This is a genomic window from Streptomyces sp. 6-11-2, assembly GCF_006540305.1.
In the GTDB taxonomy this organism is placed as follows: Bacteria; Actinomycetota; Actinomycetes; order Streptomycetales; family Streptomycetaceae; genus Streptomyces.
In genome coordinates this window covers 6,842,320-6,864,268 of the sequence record NZ_BJOR01000001.1, presented here as the reverse complement: position 1 = coordinate 6,864,268, position 21,949 = coordinate 6,842,320, and the positions used below count along the sequence as shown (strand labels likewise).

21 protein-coding genes are annotated in these 21,949 nt (G+C 70.9%); 11 read left to right on the top strand and 10 right to left on the bottom strand.

The window, feature by feature from the left end:
* Positions 1-121: 121 nt before the first annotated feature.
* Complete coding sequence (locus tag TNCT6_RS30725; protein ID WP_172633102.1) at positions 122-931, bottom strand: SDR family NAD(P)-dependent oxidoreductase; 810 nt, start codon at positions 929-931, stop codon at positions 122-124.
* Between the two features lie 88 nt (positions 932-1,019).
* On the opposite strand from TNCT6_RS30725, the gene TNCT6_RS30720 reads away from it, so the two are divergent.
* Together TNCT6_RS30720 and TNCT6_RS30710 are read left to right on the top strand one after the other, a co-directional pair.
* Positions 1,020-1,583: a TetR/AcrR family transcriptional regulator gene (locus TNCT6_RS30720; RefSeq protein ID WP_253266281.1), complete on the top strand. Its 564-nt coding sequence runs from the start codon at positions 1,020-1,022 to the stop codon at positions 1,581-1,583.
* Positions 1,584-1,920: 337 nt separating this feature from the next.
* Entirely contained in the window at positions 1,921-2,667 is a 747-nt protein-coding gene (locus TNCT6_RS30710) for a phosphotransferase family protein (RefSeq protein WP_141364188.1), read from the top strand.
* A 74-nt stretch (positions 2,668-2,741) separates the two neighbouring features.
* On the opposite strand, the gene TNCT6_RS30705 is transcribed toward TNCT6_RS30710, so the two are convergent.
* Both TNCT6_RS30705 and TNCT6_RS30695 read right to left on the bottom strand, forming a co-directional pair.
* Positions 2,742-3,542, bottom strand: a complete 801-nt coding sequence (locus tag TNCT6_RS30705; RefSeq protein WP_141366963.1) for an IS5 family transposase — start codon at positions 3,540-3,542, stop codon at positions 2,742-2,744.
* A 392-nt stretch (positions 3,543-3,934) separates the two neighbouring features.
* Positions 3,935-4,483, bottom strand: a complete 549-nt coding sequence (locus TNCT6_RS30695; RefSeq protein WP_141364186.1) for a GNAT family N-acetyltransferase — start codon at positions 4,481-4,483, stop codon at positions 3,935-3,937.
* A gap of 151 nt (positions 4,484-4,634) precedes the next feature.
* On the opposite strand from TNCT6_RS30695, the gene TNCT6_RS30690 reads away from it, so the two are divergent.
* The 3 genes from TNCT6_RS30690 to TNCT6_RS30680 all read left to right on the top strand — a co-directional run bounded on the left by TNCT6_RS30690 (position 4,635) and on the right by TNCT6_RS30680 (position 6,607).
* A complete protein-coding gene (locus TNCT6_RS30690; RefSeq protein WP_141364184.1) occupies positions 4,635-4,976 on the top strand; it encodes a hypothetical protein in 342 nt (113 codons plus the stop codon).
* A gap of 671 nt (positions 4,977-5,647) precedes the next feature.
* On the top strand, positions 5,648-6,088 hold the full coding sequence (locus TNCT6_RS30685; RefSeq protein WP_141364182.1) for a hypothetical protein: 441 nt from the start codon (positions 5,648-5,650) through the stop codon (positions 6,086-6,088).
* A gap of 177 nt (positions 6,089-6,265) precedes the next feature.
* Complete coding sequence (locus TNCT6_RS30680) at positions 6,266-6,607, top strand: SH3 domain-containing protein (protein WP_141364181.1); 342 nt, start codon at positions 6,266-6,268, stop codon at positions 6,605-6,607.
* 245 nt (positions 6,608-6,852) lie between these two features.
* Here the strand turns inward: TNCT6_RS30680 and TNCT6_RS30675 are convergent, their stop codons facing one another.
* Complete coding sequence (locus TNCT6_RS30675) at positions 6,853-7,416, bottom strand: dihydrofolate reductase family protein (protein WP_141364179.1); 564 nt, start codon at positions 7,414-7,416, stop codon at positions 6,853-6,855.
* A gap of 290 nt (positions 7,417-7,706) precedes the next feature.
* Positions 7,707-8,702: a helix-turn-helix transcriptional regulator gene (locus TNCT6_RS30670; RefSeq protein ID WP_141364177.1), complete on the bottom strand. Its 996-nt coding sequence runs from the start codon at positions 8,700-8,702 to the stop codon at positions 7,707-7,709.
* Between the two features lie 690 nt (positions 8,703-9,392).
* Here TNCT6_RS30670 and dhaK point away from each other — a divergent pair.
* The 3 genes from dhaK to TNCT6_RS30655 are packed head-to-tail and all read left to right on the top strand — an operon-like array spanning position 9,393 to position 11,447.
* On the top strand, positions 9,393-10,385 hold the full coding sequence (dhaK, locus tag TNCT6_RS30665) for a dihydroxyacetone kinase subunit DhaK (RefSeq protein WP_141364175.1): 993 nt from the start codon (positions 9,393-9,395) through the stop codon (positions 10,383-10,385).
* A gap of 44 nt (positions 10,386-10,429) precedes the next feature.
* Positions 10,430-11,035, top strand: a complete 606-nt coding sequence (gene dhaL, locus TNCT6_RS30660; protein WP_141364173.1) for a dihydroxyacetone kinase subunit DhaL — start codon at positions 10,430-10,432, stop codon at positions 11,033-11,035.
* A 1-nt stretch (position 11,036) separates the two neighbouring features.
* On the top strand, positions 11,037-11,447 hold the full coding sequence (locus TNCT6_RS30655) for a PTS-dependent dihydroxyacetone kinase phosphotransferase subunit DhaM (protein ID WP_141364171.1): 411 nt from the start codon (positions 11,037-11,039) through the stop codon (positions 11,445-11,447).
* Here the strand turns inward: TNCT6_RS30655 and TNCT6_RS30650 are convergent.
* A complete protein-coding gene (locus tag TNCT6_RS30650) occupies positions 11,432-12,247 on the bottom strand; it encodes a glycoside hydrolase family 75 protein (RefSeq protein ID WP_141366962.1) in 816 nt (271 codons plus the stop codon). The genes TNCT6_RS30655 and TNCT6_RS30650 overlap by 16 nt on opposite strands.
* 398 nt (positions 12,248-12,645) lie before the next feature.
* Between TNCT6_RS30650 and TNCT6_RS30645 the strand changes: the two genes are divergently transcribed.
* Positions 12,646-13,656 (top strand): fibronectin type III domain-containing protein, encoded by a 1,011-nt coding sequence (locus TNCT6_RS30645; protein ID WP_141364169.1) that lies wholly within the window; start codon positions 12,646-12,648, stop codon positions 13,654-13,656.
* Between the two features lie 378 nt (positions 13,657-14,034).
* Positions 14,035-14,691 (top strand): hypothetical protein, encoded by a 657-nt coding sequence (locus TNCT6_RS30640; RefSeq protein ID WP_141364167.1) that lies wholly within the window; start codon positions 14,035-14,037, stop codon positions 14,689-14,691.
* Positions 14,692-14,743: 52 nt separating this feature from the next.
* On the opposite strand, the gene TNCT6_RS30635 is transcribed toward TNCT6_RS30640, so the two are convergent.
* From TNCT6_RS30635 to TNCT6_RS30625, 3 genes are all read right to left on the bottom strand, one after another.
* On the bottom strand, positions 14,744-15,295 hold the full coding sequence (locus TNCT6_RS30635) for a PadR family transcriptional regulator (protein WP_141364165.1): 552 nt from the start codon (positions 15,293-15,295) through the stop codon (positions 14,744-14,746).
* Between the two features lie 66 nt (positions 15,296-15,361).
* Positions 15,362-17,377: an FAD-dependent oxidoreductase gene (locus tag TNCT6_RS30630; RefSeq protein WP_141364163.1), complete on the bottom strand. Its 2,016-nt coding sequence runs from the start codon at positions 17,375-17,377 to the stop codon at positions 15,362-15,364.
* Between the two features lie 78 nt (positions 17,378-17,455).
* Positions 17,456-17,827: a hypothetical protein gene (locus TNCT6_RS30625; RefSeq protein WP_141364161.1), complete on the bottom strand. Its 372-nt coding sequence runs from the start codon at positions 17,825-17,827 to the stop codon at positions 17,456-17,458.
* Positions 17,828-18,142: 315 nt separating this feature from the next.
* Here TNCT6_RS30625 and TNCT6_RS30620 point away from each other — a divergent pair, with 315 nt between their 5' ends.
* Entirely contained in the window at positions 18,143-20,221 is a 2,079-nt protein-coding gene (locus TNCT6_RS30620) for a SpoIIE family protein phosphatase (protein ID WP_141364159.1), read from the top strand.
* An 863-nt stretch (positions 20,222-21,084) separates the two neighbouring features.
* Here the strand turns inward: TNCT6_RS30620 and TNCT6_RS30615 are convergent.
* Positions 21,085-21,921 (bottom strand): putative protein N(5)-glutamine methyltransferase, encoded by an 837-nt coding sequence (locus tag TNCT6_RS30615; RefSeq protein WP_141364157.1) that lies wholly within the window; start codon positions 21,919-21,921, stop codon positions 21,085-21,087.
* Positions 21,922-21,949: the final 28 nt, after the last annotated feature.

Here is a 21,949-nt window from a genome sequence, read left to right as displayed (position 1 = left end):
CGATTCCCATGGTTCGGAGCCCCGGTGGCGCCGCCTGGGGCCGACGCTTCCGGCTGAAGGCAGTCCGCTGGCGTCGACCCATCGGGGGCCGTCCGCGAGGGGTGCTGTGGGGGTGTGGCCGTCAGTCAGTGCCCGCCGTGACCTGCTCCCAGCGGGCGTATTCGTCCATCAGCTCGGCGAAGCGGCCCCGCACCATCTCCAGGCCGGCGGTGGCCAGGGCCAGGTGAAGCGGAGGCCTGTCGATGCCCGTGATGTCGGCAACGGCCGCCATGGACTTGACGAGGTCGCCCCTCACCGCCTGCTTGTCGAATTCGGCCATGGTCGCGTAGGCGGGCGCGTAGGCGGGGATGGAGGAGGCGGGAAGGGTCGAGTTGGTCGTAAACCGGGTGTTGAAGCCCGCCGGCTCGACCAGGGTGACGTGGATGCCCAGCGGGTCGACCTCCTGGGCCAGTCCCTCGGTCAGGTTCTGCACGGCGCTCTTGGAGGCGCAGTACAGGGCCATCGTGGGCAGGCTGACGTGGCCGCCCATGGAGCCGATGTTGAGGATATGACCGAAGCCGCGTTCTCGCATGTGCGGGAGTACGACCTGGATTACCTGGACGAGGCCCACCACGTTGGTCTCGAACTGGTCGCGCAGTTGGTCGGCGCTGACTTCCTCGACCGCGCCGATCTGCCCGTAGCCGGCGGCATTGACGAGGGCATCGATGCCGCCGAAGCGATCGATCGCCTCACTGACAGCCTGCTCGATGCTGGCGCGGTCGGTGACATCGAGGCGGCTGACCAGGACGTTGCCGAGGTCGGCGAAGGCAGGGTTGGCCTTGGCGGTGTCACGCATGGTGGCCACGACGTTCCAGCCGCGCTTGACGTATTCGAAGGTGATCGCCTCGCCCATGCCGGTCGCGGCGCCGGTGATCAGAACAGTCTTGCTCATGATGCTCTCTCTCAGGGGTGCGGCCTCCAGCCGCACTAAACGAAAACAACAAATACTGTATAGCATGCCCACTCTGTATAGTGTGCCTATGTCAACACCCCGGGGAGACACCCAGCGCCGCGAGCAGGTGCTGGCAGCAGCACTGACCGTTTTCGCCACCTTCGGTTATCGCAAGACGTCGATGGACGCGGTGGCCCGGGCCGCGGACATCTCCCGCCCCGGGCTGTACTTCCTGTTCGCCAACAAGGGGGAACTGTTCCGCGCGACCATGCAGCAGGAGTTGGACAAGGCCCTGGACGACGTCCGCGCGGCGCTGACCGCACCCGATGTGGGCCTCGACGCGCGTTTGGTGGCCGCGCTAGACGCCCACCTGGGCCGCTACGTCGGCACGCACCTCAACGAGGGCGTCGACGACCTGCTGGAGCACGGCACAGCACAGCTCGACAGCATGTATGACGACTACCGGGCCGCCTTCCATGACGCGCTCGTCGAGGCCATCGCCACCTCCGGCCGGCCCGCAGGCAATGTCGCATCGCGACAGATCGCCGAGGTCCTGGCCGCCGCCGGTGAGGGTTGGAAGCACCGTGTTGCCGACCGTTCGGAATTCGTCAACAAGCTCACCCTGGCCGTCGATGTCGTGTTGCGGCCATAGGCCATACAGCCTGCCACCGAGCTCCATGGCGACTGGTGCGGCAGTGACCCATATGCGGACATGCCGACCTACGGCAACCCGCCGGAAATGGCCGAACATCGCCCGCCGGCGGGCCGGGTCTACGCCATGCTCTGCGGCCACCGCGCGATCTTCAGGGGTCCGGACAACCCCCGATGGTCACGCGGTGGCCGTACTCGTTCCCAGCCAGGCCCGCGACAAGATCGCGAGGTCGGACTGGAGCGCACGAGGCCGCTGGGTAGCGGGACGCGGCCGGCCGCGTAATCGCACGCGATAAACCCGGCGACGCCGGCGATCATCCCCGGGATACTGGTCGCCCATGGATGAGGTCAAAGTCGTCGTCGCCCATTCCGAGCGCGCGACTCTGCGCGTCGGCGACGTGTTCCTGAAGGTGGACGCCGATCAGGCGCGCATCGATGTCGAGGTCGAGGCGATGTCCCTCGCGCCGGTCCCAACCCCGGAGGTCCTGTGGCGCAAGCCGTCCGTGCTCGCGATCGCCGCACTCCCGGGGACGACGCTTGGGCGCCTCGGTGGGCCGTCGACCGGGTCGCCGGCGGCGTGGGCCGCGGCGGGCGCCGCCATCCGGAAGCTGCACGAAGCGCCGCTGCCGTCTCGGCCGGGCCAGGCTGGCCGGAGCATCGTCGCGCTGGCGGCGGAACTCGACGACGAGTGCGAGTTGCTCGTGACGAACGGCGTCCTGCCCGCCGACCTGGTCACCCGCAACCGCCAGGTCGCCGAGGCCGCGCTCCGGCCGTGGACTCCGGCGTTCACGCACGGCGACCTGCAGATCGCGCACGTCTTCGTCGACGGCGACGAGGTCACGGGCATCATCGACTGGTCCGAGGCGGGCCAGGGTGATGCCCTGTACGACCTCGCCACCTTCACGCTCGGACACGAGGAGCGCCTCGGCGACGTCATCGCCGGCTATGGCACCGACGTCGACCTCGACGTGATCCGCGCGTGGTGGTCGTTGCGAAGCCTGCTGGCGGTTCGCTGGCTGGTCGAGCATGGCTTCGACCCGTTCGCGCCGGGCTGTGAGGTCGACGTGCTGAGATCCCGGATGTGAGGCTGCGCCGGCCCGACTGCTGCGAGTGCGTTCTGACGCATGGAGCAGGCCATCTCCTGGCGCATTGCCTGCCCTTACTCTCGACAAAGTGCGGTGCGGAGTCGTCGCCAGCAGATGACGGCGCAGCCGAGGGTGACGAACGCGTGGTGGAGGTCGTCGCGGATCTCCCAGCGGGTGCGCAGGCGGCGGAACCAGTGCAGCAGCGCGATCGTTCCTTCCACGACCCAGCGGTACATGCCCAGGCCGGAGCCGTGCCCGGTGCCGCGCCGGGCGATGTGCGGGGTGATCTGGAACCGGCGGACCTTGTCCCGGTAGACCTCGTGGTCATAGCCGCGGTCGGCGTACAGGTGCTTGGGGCGGCGCAGTGGCTGGCCGCGCTTGCCTCGGATCGGTGGGACGGCCTGAATCAGCGGGATCAGTTGGGTGACGTCGTTGCGGTTGCCGCCGGTGGTGATTGCCGCGAGCGGGATGCCGTGCGCCTCGACGATCAGGTGGTGCTTGCTCCCGGCCTTGCCCCGGTCCACCGGGGACGGACCGTTGGCCGGCCCACCCTTCATCGCGCGGATGTGGCTGGAGTCGACCGCTGCGCGGGAGAAGTCCAGCAGGTCTGCGGCCCGCAGCTCGGAGAGCAGCAGCTCGTGCAGGTGCTGCCAGACCCCGGCCTCGTTCCAGTCCCGCAGCCGTCGCCAGCAGGTCATCCCCGAGCCGAAGCCCAGCTCCTGGGGCAGATACTCCCAGCGGATCCCGGTGTACAGCACGAACAGGATCCCGCACAGCACCTTGCGACTATCCAGACGCTTACGACCTGGACGCCGCGGATTACGCGGGACGACCGGCAGCAGCGGCTCGATGCGCGCCCACAATCCGTCGTCGATCTCCCACGGTCTGGCGGCGGTCTTCCTCGTCTCGACTGGCTCGCACCCCCTTCGGCCAGCATCAACGAGAACTGACACTCCGTCATTCCCAGAGGTCCAGAAACCTCCTTTTGTTAGGAGTGGTTAGTAACTGGATTCCCTGTCAACCGAGTTGGTGGTTGAACTCGCGGCCGAAGTGGTTCTGGTCGCCGATCCGTGTGAGCCGGGTTGTTGCGGCAGGTACGGGAAGAGATGCCGCAGGTGAGCCCGTGCATGCCGGAGCCAACTGGCCTCGGAGGTGGGCCCGGGCACGGCCTGCATCACCGCAAGGGTGACCAACTCGGCCTCACACAACCATCTTGGGCGCCCTCGCTCTCGCCTTCGCAAACGCCATCAGAAGATCATCTAAGGCGTCACTCAGGGTTCGCCCACTCCTCGCGGAGCATCCCGAAGAGCACGCGGTCGTAGCGCTCCCCCTCCACCAACACAGCCGACCGACGGCGGCCTTCCTCACGGAAGCCCAACCTGGTGAAGGCGCGCACAGCGCGCTCGTTGCCGCTCCAGGTGTCCAGCTCCAGTCGGCTCAGGCAGTACGCACCGAACAGGTGGCCCACGAGCAGCCGCAACGCGTCACTGCCATGGCCGCAGCCCCAGAACTCCCGCTCGCCGATGGTGATTCCCAGCGTGGCCACTCCGGCGTACGGGTCCAGATCCCGGTAGTCGGCCATGCCTATCACCCTCCCGCCCGCCAGATCCTCGACCGTGAACACGGCCGACTCCCTCGGGCTCAGTCGCAGCATGGTGTCGAAGCCGAGCCCGACCGCCTCCGCCGTGACCGGGCCGAAACACGGGTCACCACCTGCGGCCCAGCGCACCACCTCCGGGTCATTGCGCCACCGCACATGGTGCGCAGCGTCTTCGGAGCGCAGCGCGCGCAGCCTTACCAACTTTCCTTCGAGCATTGAGCGACCCTAATCGACGCCAGAACCACTCAAGGCCGGGGATGCATGCGCGGATGTCCTCGACACCTGTGCGTCGGTTGGGCCAGGCGGTCGCACTGACCCCGTGGAATTGATCATCTAGGCTGGCGACCACCTACGAAAGGGGCCCGGGGTGAACGGCAATCCGCTGTACCACTGGATTGCGCTGGCCGTATCGACGGCGCTCATGCTGCCGACCTCCGTGGCGATGCTGGCAGGGTGGACACCGCCGTGGACGCGTAAGCGGCAGGCCGGGATGCGGCTTCGCGCCTACGGCTTCTTGTGCTGCTACGCCCTCATGCCCCTCAACGGCATCCCCCGGATCGCCGACGCCTCCTACGTGACGGTCATGGCCTGCATGAACGTCGGCTTCGGCTTCATCGCCGCCGCTGCCGTCCTGTTCCTCCTCGCGGAGCGTAAGGATTCACGCGCCCGCGCAGCTGGCCCCGTCGAACCTATGCGGTCACGGCACTAGCGGTGCGATAGGCGACAGCACTCTGCAGGGCGGGCGAGTGGGTCCCCGCCTCCCACGGAATCGCCAACGGGCGGGCTCAGTAAGGTGCGTTGGGTAGAACCGCCAGATCCTGAGGCAACCGTTGCCGAGTTGCAGACAGGCAGAGCGTGGGCTGCCTGGTCCGGGGTGAGGACGTCGGGGAAGTCCTCCACCGGGGGCGCCAGGCAGCGGATCAGTGACAGCTGAAATCCGGATGAACGCCGCAACCAGGTCCGCGCCTGGACACGCCAGGGGCCCAACACGGCCTGGCGGCGGTGCCTGCGACCTGAGCGGCGCTCAGCACGATCTCCCCATCACGTCCGGCCCGCCGGCTCCCGCACCCGCACCCGCACCCGCACCCGCACCCGCACCCGCACCCGGCCAGATCCTCCGCCGTGAGATGCGCCCCGAGCCCCCGCAGTCCTTCCCGCCGCGTGGCCCCAGTGCGTTCTCAGTGCTCCGCACGCCGTCTGACCAGAGCCTTTTGGCCGAGACCAAATGGCCTTGTGAGTACATGCCAGCACCTTTCACCATGATCTCGGCACGACGGAGGACCCCCGCCATGGACCGGCCCACCACATCCATGCAAGGGGGACCACGTCACTGCCCTGCCCTGCAGTGACGCCAGCCAGTTCCACGAAGGGGAGTACAGCATGTTCAAGCACCGTACGAAGACCCGTCGTATGGGTTCCATCGCAGCGATGTGTGCCGCTGCCGCAGCCACGACCATGCTGGCCTCGGCCCCGGCAAGCGCTGCCTCCGAGTGGTGGAGCGACCCGAACTCCTGCACCAAAGTCGCCACGGGAACCGAGAAGACCGTCAACGGCCGCCAAGTCCAGATCCGTTACGGTACGTGCGGTGGCTCGCAGTACGGTTGGGGGCGCATCCTCAACTACGGCTCGTCGGACTACATCCGCTTCGAGGTCTCCCTCGGCGGCCGTGTCTGGGACTACGCCGACATCTGGTCCGCCAGCAGCCGCAACTACACCAAGGGCTACCTGACAAGTTCGAGCTCAGCCGTTGCCTTCCGTGCCTGCTACGTGACGACGCTCCTCGGCACCTGCAACTCCACCAACTCCACCGCCTGGTGGTAAAGCCCGGAGGGCGCGGGCAACCGTGCACACCGCGCGGAGTCCACGGCCGGCGCGCAACGAGCCCGCACCGGCGTTGGCGTGGGGGCTCAAACGTCGGGTTCACGCGTTTCTACGTTCACGCGGACATGGCCATGGCCGCGTGGACCTTCCGTATCCGATCGCATCCAGGAGGTTCCCGTGAGGAAAGCCATAGCCGTTGCTTTCGCCGCCGCGGCACTCTCGCTCACCACCGTGCCGGCTGCCCAGGCGGCTCCGGCAGGCGTCATCAGCGCGGCTGTCACCTGTCCGGGCCCTCTCAGCAACTACACGCATGTCCTGTCGAGCGTGGACTGGCTGAAGGTGCGCACCGGACCGTCGACGAGCAACACGGCCATCGGCCAGCTTCCCGGTGGCGCCGCGTTCTACTTCAGCCCCTCGGGGGTCCAATCCGGGGGCCACTACTGGGTGTGCGGCTACGGCTACAACGGCAGCACCAAGCTCACCGGCTGGGTTGCCGGCGAATACCTGCTCTGGCCCTGACCGGGATCGGCCGGCGCGAGGGCTGAGCTGCCACGACCGTCCGGCACCCGAGGCCAGAGGAACCGCCGACGGTCAAGCATGGCCTTTGACCCCATCAGGATCATTTCTTGATGGGGTCTGCCATGTGCCGGGACAGCAAAGTCTTCACCCGCACCGCCCTCGCCCTCAACGGCCAATGGAATGACCTCTGTTGAGAGAACCTCACCGGCTGGCCCGTTCTTCCCAGGGCTCGGCGGACGAGTCTGCTAACGCGCCACGCGGTAGCGGAGGTAGACGACTCTCGGACTGAAGGTGCGGGTCTCGACGAGTTCGAGATCCACCCGGCGCTCGCGCTGGGGAAAGAACGGAATGCCACCACCCACCAGCACCGGGTAGACCATGGCCCGGTACTCGTCGATCAGACCCGACGCGGCCGCCTCGGCGGCGAGAGTCGCGCCGCCGATCGCGATGTCGCCCTCCCCCGGCTCGGCTCGCAACCGCTCGATCTCCTCCGCCAGGCCGCCGGAGACCAGGCGGGCATTGCCCTGAACCGCCGGCAGCGTGGTCGAGAACACCACCTTCGGGAGCGGCTTCCAGAGCGCGGCCCACTCGAGCATTGAGTCGTCGAGCGAGGGATCCTGGTCGGCGGTCTCCCAGTACAGCATCGTCTCGTACAGCCGACGTCCCAAGAGGTGGACGCCGACTTCTCGGATCTCGTCGATCCAGAAGCGAAAGACCTCCTCGTCGGGCACCGTCCAGCCGAAGCCGCCGTCCGGCCCGACGATGTAGCCGTCAAGTGAGACGCTCATCGAATAGGTCACACTGCGCATCAGAAGTCCTCCTCGGTGACGGGGTCGACAGTACGACCGCCGGACGCCGCAGAATTCATCGCGACGCGCGGGATTCCCTGGGCCGAGTCACCTCACGAGATCATTTCGTTGAGAAAACCTCAGAGGATGCGACCGGGGTCAGAGCCGTGAGCGACGTCTCGGCGGGCGATGAAGGGTTTGATCCCGTGCTTCCACAGCAGGCGGCGCGTGACGGACCGGAGCCGAGCGGATTCGCCGCCGTACCGCAGGGCCTGATTCTCGAACAGCTCCCCCGAACGATGTCCTCATGGTCATCGAGACGTCGGGGTATTGGCACGCAGGAGTGCGGCTCCGAGCGGAGTGAGAGTGTGCAGCACGGACGTGGCGTGTCGGTGGCTGACGATGAGGCCGGCGTCCCGCAGAGCTGTGGCGTGCTGGCTGGCGGATGGCGCCGAGACCCCTGCCGCACGGGCGAGTTCGCCGGTGGTGCCTCCGGCCGCGACGGCGCGCAGGATGGCGGCCCGGGTGCGCCCGAGCAGGGCTGCCAGGGGTGCGCCGGAGCCGAAGCCTTCTGGAAGCGTGGAGTGGTGAGGCTCGTGGTTGAGGGCGTAGAGCAGGACGGGATCCAGCGTCGTGTCGCCGAAGGTCACGGGGTTTCCCCAGCAGAAGTAGGACGGGACCAGGAGGAGTCCGCGACCGTTGAGGCGCAGATCACGGTCCTCGGGATAGACCGTGTGCAGGACTGGGCGCCGCCATTGAAGGCTGGGTCCCAGACTCTGGAGGATCCCTTCGGTTCCGTGGCTGAGTACGGCGCGGGCACGCGCGTACCGCTCGGCTTCGATACGGGCTTGGATGCGGTCGCCGTAGGGGGCGATGACGATGTCGTAGTAGGCGCGCATCGCTCGAACCAGCTCCTTGCGTGTGTCCGGCTCGGCCAGGCGGGGCGCCCAGGTGGGGGCGCCGCTGGTGCGGTCAAGGATGCTCACCTCGTGCAGGACCCGGCATCGCGGCGTGCTCAGGATGGCTTCCAGACCGGCGTCGAGTCCTTCAACGCCCTCGGGAGGGGTGAGGAAGTCGGGGAAGTAGGTGGCGCGCGGGACCAGTGGTAGCAAAAGGGTGCGCAGGGTGTGACTGAACCCCATGGCGTGCAGCCGGGCGCGGACGGTGTGATACCAGTCCGCATAGGCCCAACGCCCTTGGCGAGACTGGAAACGGTGAAGGCTCGCGCAGATCTCCCATAGCGGATCGGGTGCAGCTGCCATACGTGTCCGGCTCAGGTCGACATCGGTGAAGTGGATCCGGAGCATTCGCTTCCCCCCTTGTGGTCCGATTTCTCAGCAGAGCCAAACCCCCCTGACTCGCCATGTTCGCGTCAAGAATGCGCAAGTTCAACGGGGCATGGGGGATGCGGCTTCATCCACACCCGGGGATTCGAACGCCAGGTGAAAAACGCTTCGGACGGTGTACGACATGGGCCGCGAGGGCAAGCGTGCCCGCCGCGTCCTCGTACGGGACGACCGCGCACGGGCGCCCTCTCGGATGCGCGCGCAACGCGGCCTCCACCTCGCCGGGTTGGAGGCGGTGACGGCGGATCATGACCTGCTCGTCCACCTGGCCGAGGGGGTGCCCCTCCGCTGCACAGAGGTTCACCGCTCGACCCGGCTTCACCCGCCCTGGCTCACAGGTGCAGGCCGACTCCGAGAAACGACCGGTAAGCCCGTAGGGACCCGTTCTCTCGTTCGCCTGACTGGTCGCCACAGGTGACCTTCGCTGTCGCAAGGTCGATACTGCCGATAGGAGCGCTCGGGCTTCCCCGTGTCCGCCCGTCCGAGTTCTCTGATGCTCCGTCAGTAAAGTCAGCATGGAGTCAGCGCCAGTACCGCCAGGCATCGCCACAGACCGTCACGGACCGCCGAGATCAACAACAGCCGTTATGTGCCCTGACCAGCAAAGGCGCAGGTCGGGGCCACACTCGCTAAGATCACTGGGAGGTACCCATGAGGATGCTCATCAACGTCGCCGAGACCGTGGTGGCGGACGCGCTGCGCGGTATGGCGGCGGCTCACCCGGAGCTGACGGTCGACGTGGAGCACCGGGTGATCGTGCGGCGGGACGCGCCCGTGGCGGGGAAGGTCGCCCTGGTCTCCGGTGGCGGGTCGGGGCACGAGCCGCTGCACGGCGGGTTCGTCGGGCCCGGGATGCTCTCGGCGGCCTGCCCGGGGGAGGTCTTCACCTCGCCGGTGCCGGACCAGATGCTGCGAGCGGCGGCGGCCGTGGACGGCGGGGCGGGCGTGCTGTTCATCGTGAAGAACTACACCGGCGACGTACTCAACTTCGACATGGCGGCCGAACTCGCCGAAGACGAGGGCATCCAGATCGCGAAAGTGCTGGTCAACGATGACGTGGCGGTGACCGACAGCCTGTACACGGCCGGACGGCGCGGCACCGGCGCGACCCTGTTCGTGGAGAAGATCGCGGGCGCCGCCGCTGACGAGGGACAGCCACTGGAGCGGGTGGAGTCGATCGGCCGGCAGGTCAACGAGAACTCCCGCAGCTTCGGCGTCGCGCTGAGCGCCTGCACCACCCCGGCCAAGGGCAGTCCCACCTTCGACCTGCCGGCCGGCGAGCTGGAACTCGGCATCGGCATCCACGGCGAGCCGGGCCGGGAGCGGCGGCCGATGATGACCTCGGGTGAGATCGCCGACTTCGCGGTGCACGCCATCCTGGAGGACATGAGCCCGCGCAACCCCGTACTACTTCTGGTCAACGGTATGGGCGCGACCCCGCTGCTGGAGCTGTACGGCTTCAACGCGGAGGTGCACCGGGTGCTCGCCGAGCGCGGTGTGGCCGTCGCCCGCAGTCTGGTGGGCAACTACGTCACCTCCCTGGACATGGCGGGCGCCTCGGTCACTCTGTGCCAGATCGACGAGGAACTGTTGCGACTGTGGGACGCGCCGGTGAGCACACCGGCCCTGCGCTGGGGCCGGTGAGCCGGCGAGCCCATCGACCGTACCTATCACGCAAGGGAGATCCAGTGCTCGACGCCGACTTCTTCCGCCGCTGGATGACGGCGACCGCCGCGTCCGTGGCCCGTGAGGCGGAATGGCTCACCGCCCTCGACTCGCCCATCGGGGACGCCGACCACGGCAGCAATCTTCAGCGCGGGTTCACGGCCGTGCGGGCCGCGCTGGACAAGGAGGCTCCACAGACACCCGGCGCGATCCTGGTCCTCACCGGGCGGCAGCTGATCTCGACGGTCGGCGGCGCGTCGGGGCCGCTGTACGGGACGCTGCTGCGGCGTACCGGCAAGGCGCTCGGGGACGCCGCCGAGGTGAGCGAGAAGCAGCTCGCCGAGGCGCTGCGGGCCGGGGTGGACGGGGTGATGACGCTGGGCGGGGCCGTACCGGGAGACAAGACCATGATCGACGCGCTGGTCCCGGCGGTGGACGCGCTCGGTGACGGCTTCGCGGCGGCCCGCGCCGCCGCCGAGGCGGGTGCCGAGGCGACCACACCGCTGCTGGCCCGCAAGGGCCGGGCGAGCTATCTGGGTGAGCGCAGCATCGGGCACCAGGATCCGGGGGCCACCTCGTCCGCCCTGCTGATCGCGGCACTGGCCGACGCGGCCTCGGCGGAGGCGTGACGTGAGCGGCGAGAAGATGGTCGGGATCGTACTGGTCTCGCACAGCGCCGAGGTGGCGTCCTCCGTGGTCGAGCTGGCGAGAGGACTGGCGGGCGGGGCGGCGGGCGTGCCGGTGGCCGCGGCCGGCGGCCGGGAGGACGGCGGGATGGGCACCAGTGCGGAACTGGTCTCCGCCGCGGCCGCGTCCGTGGACCGGGGTGCCGGGGTCGCCGTGCTGACCGACCTCGGCAGCGCGGTGCTCACCGTGAAGGCGCTGCTCGCCGAGGGTGACGAACTGCCCGGGAACACACGGCTGCTGGACGCCCCGTTCGTCGAGGGCGCGGTCGCCGCGGTGGTCACAGCGGCGGCGGGAGCCGACCTGGACGCCGTGGAGGCGGCGGCCTCGGAGGCGTACGGCTACCGGAAGGTGTGAGGAGCGTCCGGGGCGGCGCGGGGCGGAAGGCGCGGGTCGTCCGCCTGCGCCGCCGCCGTCCCGCCGTTCACCAGCCGGCGTGCCAGCCGCTCGCCGGTGGCCACGGCGGCCGCGTGGTCCTCGATGGCGCTGATCCGGGAGTGCTCGAAGACGATGTAGGTCACGCCGGAGCGGACCCCGCCGCCGTTCGGGTCGGCGGGGATGCCGAGGCTCCGGGCGGTGGCGTAGGAGGCCTCGCCGATGACCTCGCTCGGCCCGATGTCGCCGACGACCGCGTACTGCACGCGGTCCCGGTAGACGACGGCCGCGACCGATCCCCCGCCCACGCCGTAAGCGCGGTGGTCCCAGATGCTGCTCGGGGCGGGCAGGACGACGTACGGCAGCTGCGCGGCGTCCAGGCGGAGGCCGTTGGACTGCTCGTAGGCCGCGGTGGGGAAGAACTGCGGGTCGGTGCTGCGGTTGCAGCGGACGGTGGGCCGTCCGTCGCAGTCGATGTCCATGTCGGCCTTCCAGAAGACGGCGCCGGGCAGCTCGCACACCGGGATGGTGGCGGGCCGCCCGGCGTCGAGGCGGTAGCGGCCGCGGGAGACCCGTGTGCAGTCACGCACCCTGGCCAGCAGGTCGGCGGCCCTGACGCCTCCCTCGCCGTGCGCCGCGGGCTCCGCCCGGATGAGGTCCGCGTACCGCGCCGCGGGCTCCCCCCGGGTGCGGTACGCGGACGGCACGGTCAGGGTCGGGAGTGTCGTGGGAGCGAGCAGGGCGGCACTCGCCGCGACGAGCGTCAGCGACTGGGCACGCACCATGGGGGCGCCTCTCCTCGGGGACATTGACCTGCATTCACCCCGCAGGGGGTGGTTTGCAGAGAAATCGGTCACGCGGGGCCCACGCTAGGGGACCGGACGACGCATGGCTCGCATCACCCATCGGGCGGCCAGGGGCCTGGATCCATGCGGACCCGACCCCGGGCCGCCCGTGACGACGCGGGAGGCAGCGACGACAGCTGCCCGCGCCACAGCGTGAACTCCCCTGCTGTACAGGGTGGTTCAGCCCGGAAGGAACTTCAGCATACGTAACGCTCCGCGACTCCCACCACCCCCGGCCCCCTTGATGCGCTCCCGTCAACGCGCCATATTGGTCCGGACCATTGTTCGTGCGGCGTCCGGGTCGTCCACGCCGCCGTTCCCGGGGAGGCAGACCCGTGCGACGTGTTCCCGCCCCCGCTTCCCCTCGTTACCGCACGCCCGGGCGTGTCGTGGCGCTGTGCGGCGTGCTGGCGCTGCTCGCCGCCTGCGGCCGGAGTGTCGCGGACGACGGGGAGGGCGGCCGGCTGCCCGGCGCGCCGACCGGCGTCACCGCCGCCGCGGGGAGCGCCACGAGCGTGCACGTGATGTGGAACGGGCTGCCCGCGGCCTCGGACATCGGCGGGTACGAGGTGTACCGCGGCACCACGAAGGTGAAGGCCGTACCGGCCCGGGAGCACATGGTGGACGTCACCCGGCTCAGCCCGTCGACCACGTATGTCTTCACCGTCCGGGCGCGGGGCACCGACGGCCGGCTCGGCCCGCGCAGCCGGCCGGTGCGGGCGACGACACCGGCCGCCGCCGCGGCCGACCACTCGGCTCCCAGCCGCCCGCTCGACGTGCGCGGCCGGGCGGTGGGCAGCCGGGCCGTCCAACTGTCCTGGTCCCGCTCGACGGACGACCGGGGCGTGGTGTCCTACGACGTCTACCAGGGCGGAACGAAGATCCACAGTGTCGGCGGCAGCCAGACCGCCGCGGTGGTCACCGGCCTGCGGCCGGGCACCTCGTACGCGTTCACCGTGCGGGCCCGCGACGCGGCCGACAACCTCTCCCCCGCCGGCGCCACCGTCCGGCTCACCACCGCGCCGGGATCCGACGACGGCCGGGCCACCGCGCCGTCCTCCTTCCGCGCCACGACCCACCGGGCGGACGGGGCGTACTACCTCGATCTGAGCTGGGTGCCGCCGCGCACGGACGGCGTGGTGACGCAGTACCAGATCCAGCTGGACGGACAGCCGGCCACCTCCCTGGTCTGGGGCGGCACGGCACCGCGCGAGAAAGCCTCGTACAGCTTCTACCTGGGGCGCGAGGCCGGGGTCGGCCACCGGGTGCGGATCCGGGCGATGCTCCCGGACGGCACCTGGGGCGGCTTCTCACCCGAGCGCTCGGTGACGACCGGGAAGCCCTGAACGCCCGACAGGACAGTGCCGAAGGGCAGCCCGAACACCCGATCGGGCGGCGACGACCGGGCAGCCCCGAACACCCGCCCGGACGACGACCGGGCGGCCCCGAACACCCGACCGCGCAGTGACGACCGGCGGCCCCAAACGCCCGTCCACGTGGTGACGACCGGCTGCCCGGAGCACCCGACCGCGCCATAACGACCGGGCGGCCCGGACCACCCGACCGGGCGTCGACCGGGCGGGCGGTGCCCACCCGTACGGACGCGCCCCGCATGCGGGCGGCCTCCGCGGGACGTTGGCTGGCCCCGAGGCAGCACGGGCGATTCCCCTATCTCCGGCGGCACATGGGATGGTCCGCCGACCGTGCCGTCGGAGGACAGTCCCATGCGCCACACTCAGCCACCCTCCCCCTCCCTCTCCCCCTCCGCAGCCGTCGCCGCGACGGCCGCCGTACTCGCACTCGGTCTCGCCGCCGGCCCAGCCGACGCCGCCGGTACCGGGATATCCGTCTCCGCCAACGGCTCGACAGTGTCCGTGACGACCAGCGTGTGCAGCCAGGTCAACGGCCGTTGGGGCACGGCCTCGCTGCTCACCGCCGGCCAGACCAACTTCACCCAGGGACGCCAGGTGGCGCTCACCGGGATGACCGGCGGCCAGTCCGCCGCCTGGCAGAGCGTGAGCCCGGGCACCTACACCGTGGCCGTCGTCTGCGCGAACAACATCATGGCGGGCACTCAGTCCATCGTCGTCACCGGCGGCCGCGCCACCGCGACGGCCGCTCCCACGTTCCGGCAGACGAAGGCGCCGAACGTCGTGCCCACGTACGCGCCGAACGTCGGACCGTACGCGCCGAATGTCGGACCGTACGCGCCGAACATCGCGCCCACGGTCGTACCGACCCGGGGTGTGCTGGGCGGCGTGGGCGGGGGCGTCAAGGACTACGGTCCCCTCACGCTCGCGGTCGGCGGGACCCTGGTCGGGGCGGCGGTGGTCGCCACCGGGTGGGTGCTGCGCCGCCGTTCGAAACCGTCCCGGTTCTGACCGCCCCTCGCAGCCGCGCCGGTTCCGACCGCCCCACCGGGGCCGGCCGCCCTCACTCCGGGTCATGGCCCGGCAGCTCGGTGAACTCCTCCAGCGCGTGCCGGAACCACTGCGTCCAGAAGGTCTCCAGGTCGATACCGGCCCGCAGGACCAGGTGCCGCAACCGGTCCTCGGGGCTGTCCTTGCCGGGCGGGAAGTCGCGCTCCTCGATCTCCCGGTACTCCGCCAACTGCCGCTCGTGCAGCTCCAGATGACGCCCGAGGTCGGCCCGAAGGCCCGCGGTGCCCACCACGGCCGCCGCGCGCAACCGCAGCAGCAGGGCGTCGCGGTGCCGCTTCGGCTCCTGGGAGGCGGCGGTCCAGCGGGCCAGTTCCGCGCGGCCCGCGGGCAGCACCTCGTAGTCCTTCTTCTGCCCGCGGGCCGGCTCCTTCGCCGGCAGGCCGCGGATGAGGCCGTCGGCCTCCAGTCTTCCCAGCTCGCGATAGATCTGCTGATGCGTCGCCGTCCAGAAGTAGCCGATCGACTTGTCGAAGCGGCGCGTCAGCTCGAGCCCCGACGACGGCTTTTCGAGCAGGGCGGTGAGGATCGCGTGCGGAAGTGACATGGGGATCATCCTAGGAACAGGAGGCACACCCGCCCCGGCCCCGCGGGGCCGTCGCCGGTTGCCTCACTACAGGGCCGCCGCCAGTTCCGTGCCCTGCTTGACGGCGCGCTTGGCGTCGAGTTCGACGGCCTCGTCCGCGCCGCCGATCAGGTGCGCGCGGCGCCCGGCGGCGGCCAGTTCCTCGTACAGGTCGCGTCGCGGCTCCTGCCCGGTGCACAGCACGATCGTGTCGACCTCCAGGACCGTGCTCGTGCCGTCGACCGTGATGTGCAGGCCCCGGTCGTCGATGCGGTCGTAGCGCACGCCGGGCACCATCGTGACCCCTCGGTGCCTGAGTTCGGTGCGGTGGATCCAGCCGGTCGTCCTGCCCAGTCCGGCGCCGACCTTGGTGGTCTTGCGCTGGAGCAGGTGCACTGTGCGCGGCGGCGCGGGCCGCTGCGGCGCGGTGAGTCCGCCGGGCGCGCGCTGGTCCATGTCGACTCCCCAGAGCCGGAAGTACGCCGCCGGGTCCTCGCTCGCCTTGTCACCGCTGTCGGTGAGGTACTCGGCCACGTCGAAGCCGATGCCGCCGGCGCCGAGGATCGCCACCCGGTCGCCGACGGGCGCGCCGTCGCGCAGCACGTCGAGGTAGCCGAGGACGCGCGGGTGGCCGATGCCGGGGATGTCGGGGGTGCGCGGGGCGACGCCGGTGGCGACGACGGTCTCGTCGTAGTCCGCCAGGTCGCCCGCGCTCACCCAGGTGTTCAGCCGTACGTCCACGCCGTGTGCGTCGAGTTGGTGGCGGAAGTAGCGCAGCGTCTCGCCGAACTCCTGCTTGCCGGGAATCTTGCGGGCCACGTTGAGCTGTCCGCCGATCTCGCCCGCCGCGTCGAACAGGGTGACCAGGTGGCCGCGTTCGGCGGCCGAGACGGCGCAGGCGAGCCCGGCGGGTCCGGCGCCGACCACGGCGATCCGCTTGCGCCGCCGGGTCGGGGACAGGACCAGCTCGGTCTCGTGGCAGGCGCGCGGGTTGACCAGACAGGAGGTGATCTGCCCGCTGAAGGTGTGGTCGAGGCAGGCCTGGTTGCAGCCGATGCAGGTGTTGATGGCCTCGGGGCGGCCGGCGGCGGCCTTGGCGACGAAGTCGGGGTCGGCGAGCATCGGACGTGCCACGGAGACCATGTCGGCGTACCCGTCGGCGAGCAACTGCTCGGCGACTTCCGGGGTGTTGATGCGGTTGGTGGTGACGAGGGGGACGGAGACCCGGCCCATCAGCTTCTTGGTGGCGAACGCGTAGGCGCCGCGCGGTACGGAGGTGGCGATGGTGGGGATGCGGGCCTCGTGCCAGCCGATGCCGGTGTTGATGAGAGTCGCCCCGGCGGCCTCGACGGCCCCGGCGAGCGTGACGACCTCGTCCAGGGTCGAGCCGTCGGGCACGAGATCCAGCATGGACAGCCGGTAGATGATGACGAAGTCCTCGCCGACGGCCTCGCGCACCCGGCGCACGATCTCCACCGGGAAGCGCATCCGGTTCTCGTAGGAGCCGCCCCAGCGGTCGGTGCGGTGGTTGGTCCGCGCGGCGGTGAACTCGTTGACGAGGTAGCCCTCGGAGCCCATGATCTCGACGCCGTCGTAGCCGGCCCGGCGGGCGAGGCGGGCGGTGCGGGTGTAGTCGTCGATGGTCTGCTCGACGTCGGCGTCGGTGAGCTCGCGGGGCACGAACGGGCTGATGGGAGCCTTGAGGGGGCTGGGGGCAACCAGGTCGCGGTGGTAGGCGTAGCGGCCGAAGTGCAGGATCTGCAGGGCGATCCGGCCGCCCTCGCGGTGCACGGCGGCGGTGACGGTCGCGTGCCGCTCGGCCTCCTGCTCGGTGGTGAGCTTCGCGCCGCCCTCGTACGGCCGCCCTTCCTCGTTGGGGGCGATGCCGCCCGTGACGATGAGTCCCACTCCGCCGCGGGCCCGGGCGGCGTAGAACTCCGCCATCCGCTCGAATCCACGGTCGGCCTCCTCGAGGCCGACGTGCATCGAGCCCATGAGAACGCGGTTCGGCAGCGTGGTGAAGCCCAGGTCGAGCGGGCGCAGCAGATGGGGGTAACGGCTCATGTCCGTAGTTGTAGAGGACCCCGAGGGGTTTATGCAACTAGTTGCATAAACCCCTCGGGGTCTCCTCGGCGGCCGGCGTCAGCGGCTTTCCAGACGGACGTGGAGCTCGCGCTCCTGGTCACCGGAGGCCATGCACAGGTCCTGGACGGTGAACAGGGAGTCCAGGGTGGTGCGGAAACGGTCGATCGCCCAGTAGCCGCCCTGCACGTCGACCATGACGGACGCGCCGAGCCGGCTGGGCCCGCGGTCCGCCCCGTGCTCCTCGGCCACGTCGAACGTGCCGAGCCATACGGTCGGGCGCACCTCGTGGTAGTCGCGGGGTACGTCGTCCGCGCACCGATCGGAGGAGAAGCAGGCACACAGTGCGTCGAACACGGTCCGGGCGTCTTCCTTGCTGCATCCGCTCAGTTCCACCGAGACGGATTCGGGGTGCACCGGCTCGCTCACCATCACGATCACTCCTCTCGTGGCCGGGGTACCGCACGAAGTTCCCTCCGCGCGGCCGTCCACTCGCAAAAACCAGCAAAGCACCGTTTCCCGGCAGAACACCACCGCCGCCGGCCGCCTGCCCGTGCACCCCGTCTGCCCGCCTGCCCGTTTGTGCGGGCATCGGCCCTTCCGGCCGATTCGGCGCGAAGGAGCCCTTGCGGTGGGGGATGGTGGAGGGAAGCGACGGGCCGCCCCGGAGAGGGGCGCGGGCGCGGTGCGAAAGAGGCGCCGCATCGGGGCGGCGGGCCGCGCGGACGGGCGAAGGCGGTGCGTGGGATGACTGCTTCCGGGACTCCCTCGGCCGAGGGCGAGGAGCCGGTGGTCCGTCCGGCACGGCCGAGCGGACTGCTCGACGTGCTGGGCGTCGCCTCGGTGGTCCTCGACGCCCAGGGACGCATCGTGCTGTGGAGCCCGCAGGCCGCGGAGCTCTTCGGCTACTCGGCGCAGGAGGCGCTGGGGCGGCACGCGGCCCGGCTCATGGTCCACGAGCGGCACCTCGACCTGGTGGTCGGGCTGTTCTCGGAGGTGCTGCGGACCGGCCGGGGCTGGGCGGGCGCCTTTCCCGTCCGGCACAAGGACGGCAGCACCCGCCTGGTGGAGTTCCGCAACATGCGGCTGCTGGACGACCGCGGGGAGGCCTACGCGCTCGGGCTCGCCGCCGACCAGTCGACCGTACGGCGGCTGGAGCGGGACGTGGCGCTGTCGGAGCGGATCGTCTCGCAGTCCCCGATCGGCCTGGCCGTGCTGGACAACCGGCTGCGGTATGTCTCGGTCAACCCGGCCCTGGAGCGGATCAACGGCATACCCGCCGAGGAACACATGGGCCGGACGATACCCGAGATGTTGCCCGAGGTGGACGCGGAAACCCTGGAGTCCGCGGCGCGCCGGGTACTGGAGACCGGACAGCCGCTCGTCGACCTGTCCACGGTCGGCCGGACCCCGGCCGATCCCGACGAGGACCACGCCTGGTCGATCTCGCTGTACCGACTGGAGGACGCCTCCGGCACCGTGCTGGGCGTGACCGTGTCGGTCGTCGACATCACCGAGCAGTACCGGGCGGGCGTCGAGGCGGAAGCCGCGCGCCGCCGCCTGGCCCTCATCGCCGACGCCTCGGCCCGCATCGGCACCACCCTGGAGCTGGAGCGCACGGCCCGGGAGCTGGCCGAGGTCGCCGTGCCCGAGTTGGCCGACGTGGCCGCGGTGGACCTGCTGGAGGCCGTGGTCGAGGGGCGCCGCAGCAACCTCGGTCCGGCCGAACCGGCGGTGATCCGGGCCCTGGCCGTACGGGCGGACCGCGCCGCGGACGCCCTGGAGGCAGCCGATCCGCCCGGGCAGATCGCCCGCTACGGCCCCGAACGCCTGGTCACGCTGTGTGTGCGTACCGGCCGCCCGGTCCTGGTCGCACGCGTCAGGGACGAGGACCTGCCCAGGATCGCCCGGTCCCCGGAGGCGGCGGTGCTGCTGGGTCTCGCGGGCGTGCACTCCTATCTCGCCGTGCCGCTGATCGCGCGCGGCGAGGTGCTGGGCGCGCTGGACCTCAAGCGCACCCGCAATCCGGAGCCGTTCAGCGCGGACGACGTGCTGCTGGCCGGGGAGCTGGCCTCCCGCGCGGCCGTGCAGATCGACAACGCCCGCTGGTACCAGAACGCCCGCGACGCGGCCCTCACCCTCCAGCGCAGCCTGCTGCCCCGGCACCCGTCGGTCACGGGCGGGCTGCAGGTCGCCTCCCGCTACCAGCCGGCGGGCGCCACCGTCGAGGTGGGCGGCGACTGGTTCGACGTGATCCCGCTGGAACGCGACAGGACCGCCCTCGTCGTCGGCGACGTCATGGGCAGCGGCATCACCGCGGCGGCCACGATGGGGCGGCTGCGCACCGCGACGAAGGCGCTGGCCTCGCTCGACCTCGATCCCGCGCGGCTGCTGGAACACCTCGACCGGATCACCGAGGGCCTGGAGCACTCCATCGCCACCTGCCTCTACGCCGTCCACGACCCGCACATGCGGCGGTGCCGGATCGCCAACGCCGGGCATCTGCCCCCGGCCCGGATCCCGGTGGGCCGTCCCCCGGAGCTGCTCGAACTGCCCACCGGGGTTCCGCTGGGCGTCGGCGGCATCCCGTTCTCCACCACGACGGTGCACCTGGCGCCGGGCGACCAGCTGGTGTTCTACACCGACGGGCTCGTCGAGACGCGCCGGGATTCCCTGGACGAGCGCCTGGCGACGCTGCTGACGCTGCTCGGCGGCCCTGCGCGGCCCCTGGAGGAACTCTGCGACCTCCTGCTGCGCACACTTCACCAGCCCGACAACCACGACGACGTGGCTCTGCTCGTCGCCCGCGCCCAGGCACTGCCGTAGCCCCCGACCCGGCCACCCGCCCGGGTCCGCCGGACCGGGTCACGCAACGCGGCCGCACTGGGCACCCGAAACCGGCCGCCCATGGCCCCGGAACCCCGACAGTCCAGCCCACCGGACCGGCCCCCGCGGCAACGCAACAGCCAGACGCCACACCCCCACAGCCGAACGGCCCACCGGACCGGGCTACGCGGTAACCGGACGACGCGACAGCCACGTGGCACGGTGACCGGGCGCCCCGACGGCCGGGCGACCCACCGGACCGGGTGGCGCGGAGGCCAGACCACGCGCACCCGCGGCTGGGCGGTCCACCGGACCCAGCGTCGCAGTGGCCGGGGGACGCGGCGGCCGAACGGCCCACCGGACCGGGCGACGCGGCGACAAGCGGACGCGGCGTCCGGACAACACGGCGACCGGGCGGCCCACCGGACCGAGCGACGCAGTGACCGGGCGACGCGGCGGCCGCGTGACGCGGAGGCCGGATGACGTGTACCCACGGCCTGGCTGCCAACCTGCCCCAGCATCGCAGTGGCAGGGTGACGCGGCGGCCGCTTGGAGAGACCGGGCGACCGAGTGACCGGGGGCGCGGTGACCGGCGGCCCACCGGACCAAGCGACGCAGTAGCCGGGCAACCGTGTGGCCGAGCGACCCACCAGACCCAGCAGCACAGTAGCCGGGCAACCCTGTGGCCGAGCGACCCACCAGACCCGGCAACCCACCGGACCGAGCAGCACAGGAGCCGGGCAACGCCGTAGCCCGGCGGCCCACCAGACCCAGCGCCCCATCGGACCGGGCGACACGGCACCAACCGATACGACGGCCGGGCGGCCCGCTCGACCGAGCCGCGCGACTGTCGCGTGGCACGGTCAGGCCTTGGTTCCTGCTACCACGTTCGCGCTGAGGTCTTCCGACACGGCCAGGTGGGCGGTCAGGCCGGCTCGGGTGAAGGTGGCGAGGGCTTGTGGGGCCTGGCGTTCGCTGGTCTCGACGAGGAGGCAGCCGCCGGGGGCGAGCCAGTCGGGGGCCTCGGCACAGACACGGCGCAGGATGTCGAGGCCGTCGGCGCCGCCGTCCAGGGCGACCAGCGGTTCGTGGTCGCGGGCCTCGGGCGGCAGGAGGCCGACCTCACCCGTGGGGACGTAGGGCACGTTGGCGGCGAGGATGTCGACACGGCCCCGCAGGCTGCCGGGGAGCGCGTCGAACAGGTCCCCCTCGTGGACCGTGCCGCCCCTGGGGACGACGTTGCGCCGGGCGCAGCGCACCGCGGCCGGGTCGATGTCGGCGGCGTGCAGTTCCACCGGGCCGAGCGCGGCGGCCAGTGCCACGCCCACCGCGCCCGAGCCGCAGCACAGGTCCACGACGACGGACGCCTCCGGGGACCGGGCCACCGCCTGGTCGACCAGGAACTCGGTACGGCGCCGCGGCACGAAGACGCCCGGTTCCACGGCGATCCGCAGACCGTGGAACCCGGCCCAGCCGAGGACCTGTTCGAGGGGGAATCCGGCGACGCGCCGCTCCACCAGGGCGGCCAGTTCCCGTGGTGTGCGCGCGCCGGTGAGGATCAGTTCCGCCTCCTCCTCGGCGAACACACAGCCGGCGGCCCGCAGCGCGGCGACCACCCCGGCGGGCGGGGAACCGGCAGGCGGGGAGGCGGAAGAGTCGGACGAAGGGGACGAGGCGGAGAAGGGAGGGAGTACAGGCATGGAATGCCGGGGCCTTTCGGGAGCCGAA

Excerpts from the sequence above, each read along its gene's own strand:
- TNCT6_RS30725 (WP_172633102.1), bottom strand. The coding sequence starts at position 931 with ATGAGCAAGACTGTTCTGATCACCGGCGCCGCGACCGGCATGGGCGAG.
- TNCT6_RS30720 (WP_253266281.1), top strand. The coding sequence starts at position 1,020 with ATGTCAACACCCCGGGGAGACACCCAGCGCCGCGAGCAGGTGCTGGCA.
- TNCT6_RS30710 (WP_141364188.1), top strand. The coding sequence starts at position 1,921 with ATGGATGAGGTCAAAGTCGTCGTCGCCCATTCCGAGCGCGCGACTCTG.
- TNCT6_RS30695 (WP_141364186.1), bottom strand. The coding sequence starts at position 4,483 with ATGCTCGAAGGAAAGTTGGTAAGGCTGCGCGCGCTGCGCTCCGAAGAC.
- TNCT6_RS30685 (WP_141364182.1), top strand. The coding sequence starts at position 5,648 with ATGTTCAAGCACCGTACGAAGACCCGTCGTATGGGTTCCATCGCAGCG.
- TNCT6_RS30675 (WP_141364179.1), bottom strand. The coding sequence starts at position 7,416 with ATGCGCAGTGTGACCTATTCGATGAGCGTCTCACTTGACGGCTACATC.
- TNCT6_RS30670 (WP_141364177.1), bottom strand. The coding sequence starts at position 8,702 with ATGCTCCGGATCCACTTCACCGATGTCGACCTGAGCCGGACACGTATG.
- dhaK (WP_141364175.1), top strand. The coding sequence starts at position 9,393 with ATGAGGATGCTCATCAACGTCGCCGAGACCGTGGTGGCGGACGCGCTG.
- TNCT6_RS30640 (WP_141364167.1), top strand. The coding sequence starts at position 14,035 with ATGCGCCACACTCAGCCACCCTCCCCCTCCCTCTCCCCCTCCGCAGCC.
- TNCT6_RS30635 (WP_141364165.1), bottom strand. The coding sequence starts at position 15,295 with ATGTCACTTCCGCACGCGATCCTCACCGCCCTGCTCGAAAAGCCGTCG.
- TNCT6_RS30630 (WP_141364163.1), bottom strand. The coding sequence starts at position 17,377 with ATGAGCCGTTACCCCCATCTGCTGCGCCCGCTCGACCTGGGCTTCACC.
- TNCT6_RS30625 (WP_141364161.1), bottom strand. The coding sequence starts at position 17,827 with ATGGTGAGCGAGCCGGTGCACCCCGAATCCGTCTCGGTGGAACTGAGC.
- TNCT6_RS30620 (WP_141364159.1), top strand. The coding sequence starts at position 18,143 with ATGACTGCTTCCGGGACTCCCTCGGCCGAGGGCGAGGAGCCGGTGGTC.
- TNCT6_RS30615 (WP_141364157.1), bottom strand. The coding sequence starts at position 21,921 with ATGCCTGTACTCCCTCCCTTCTCCGCCTCGTCCCCTTCGTCCGACTCT.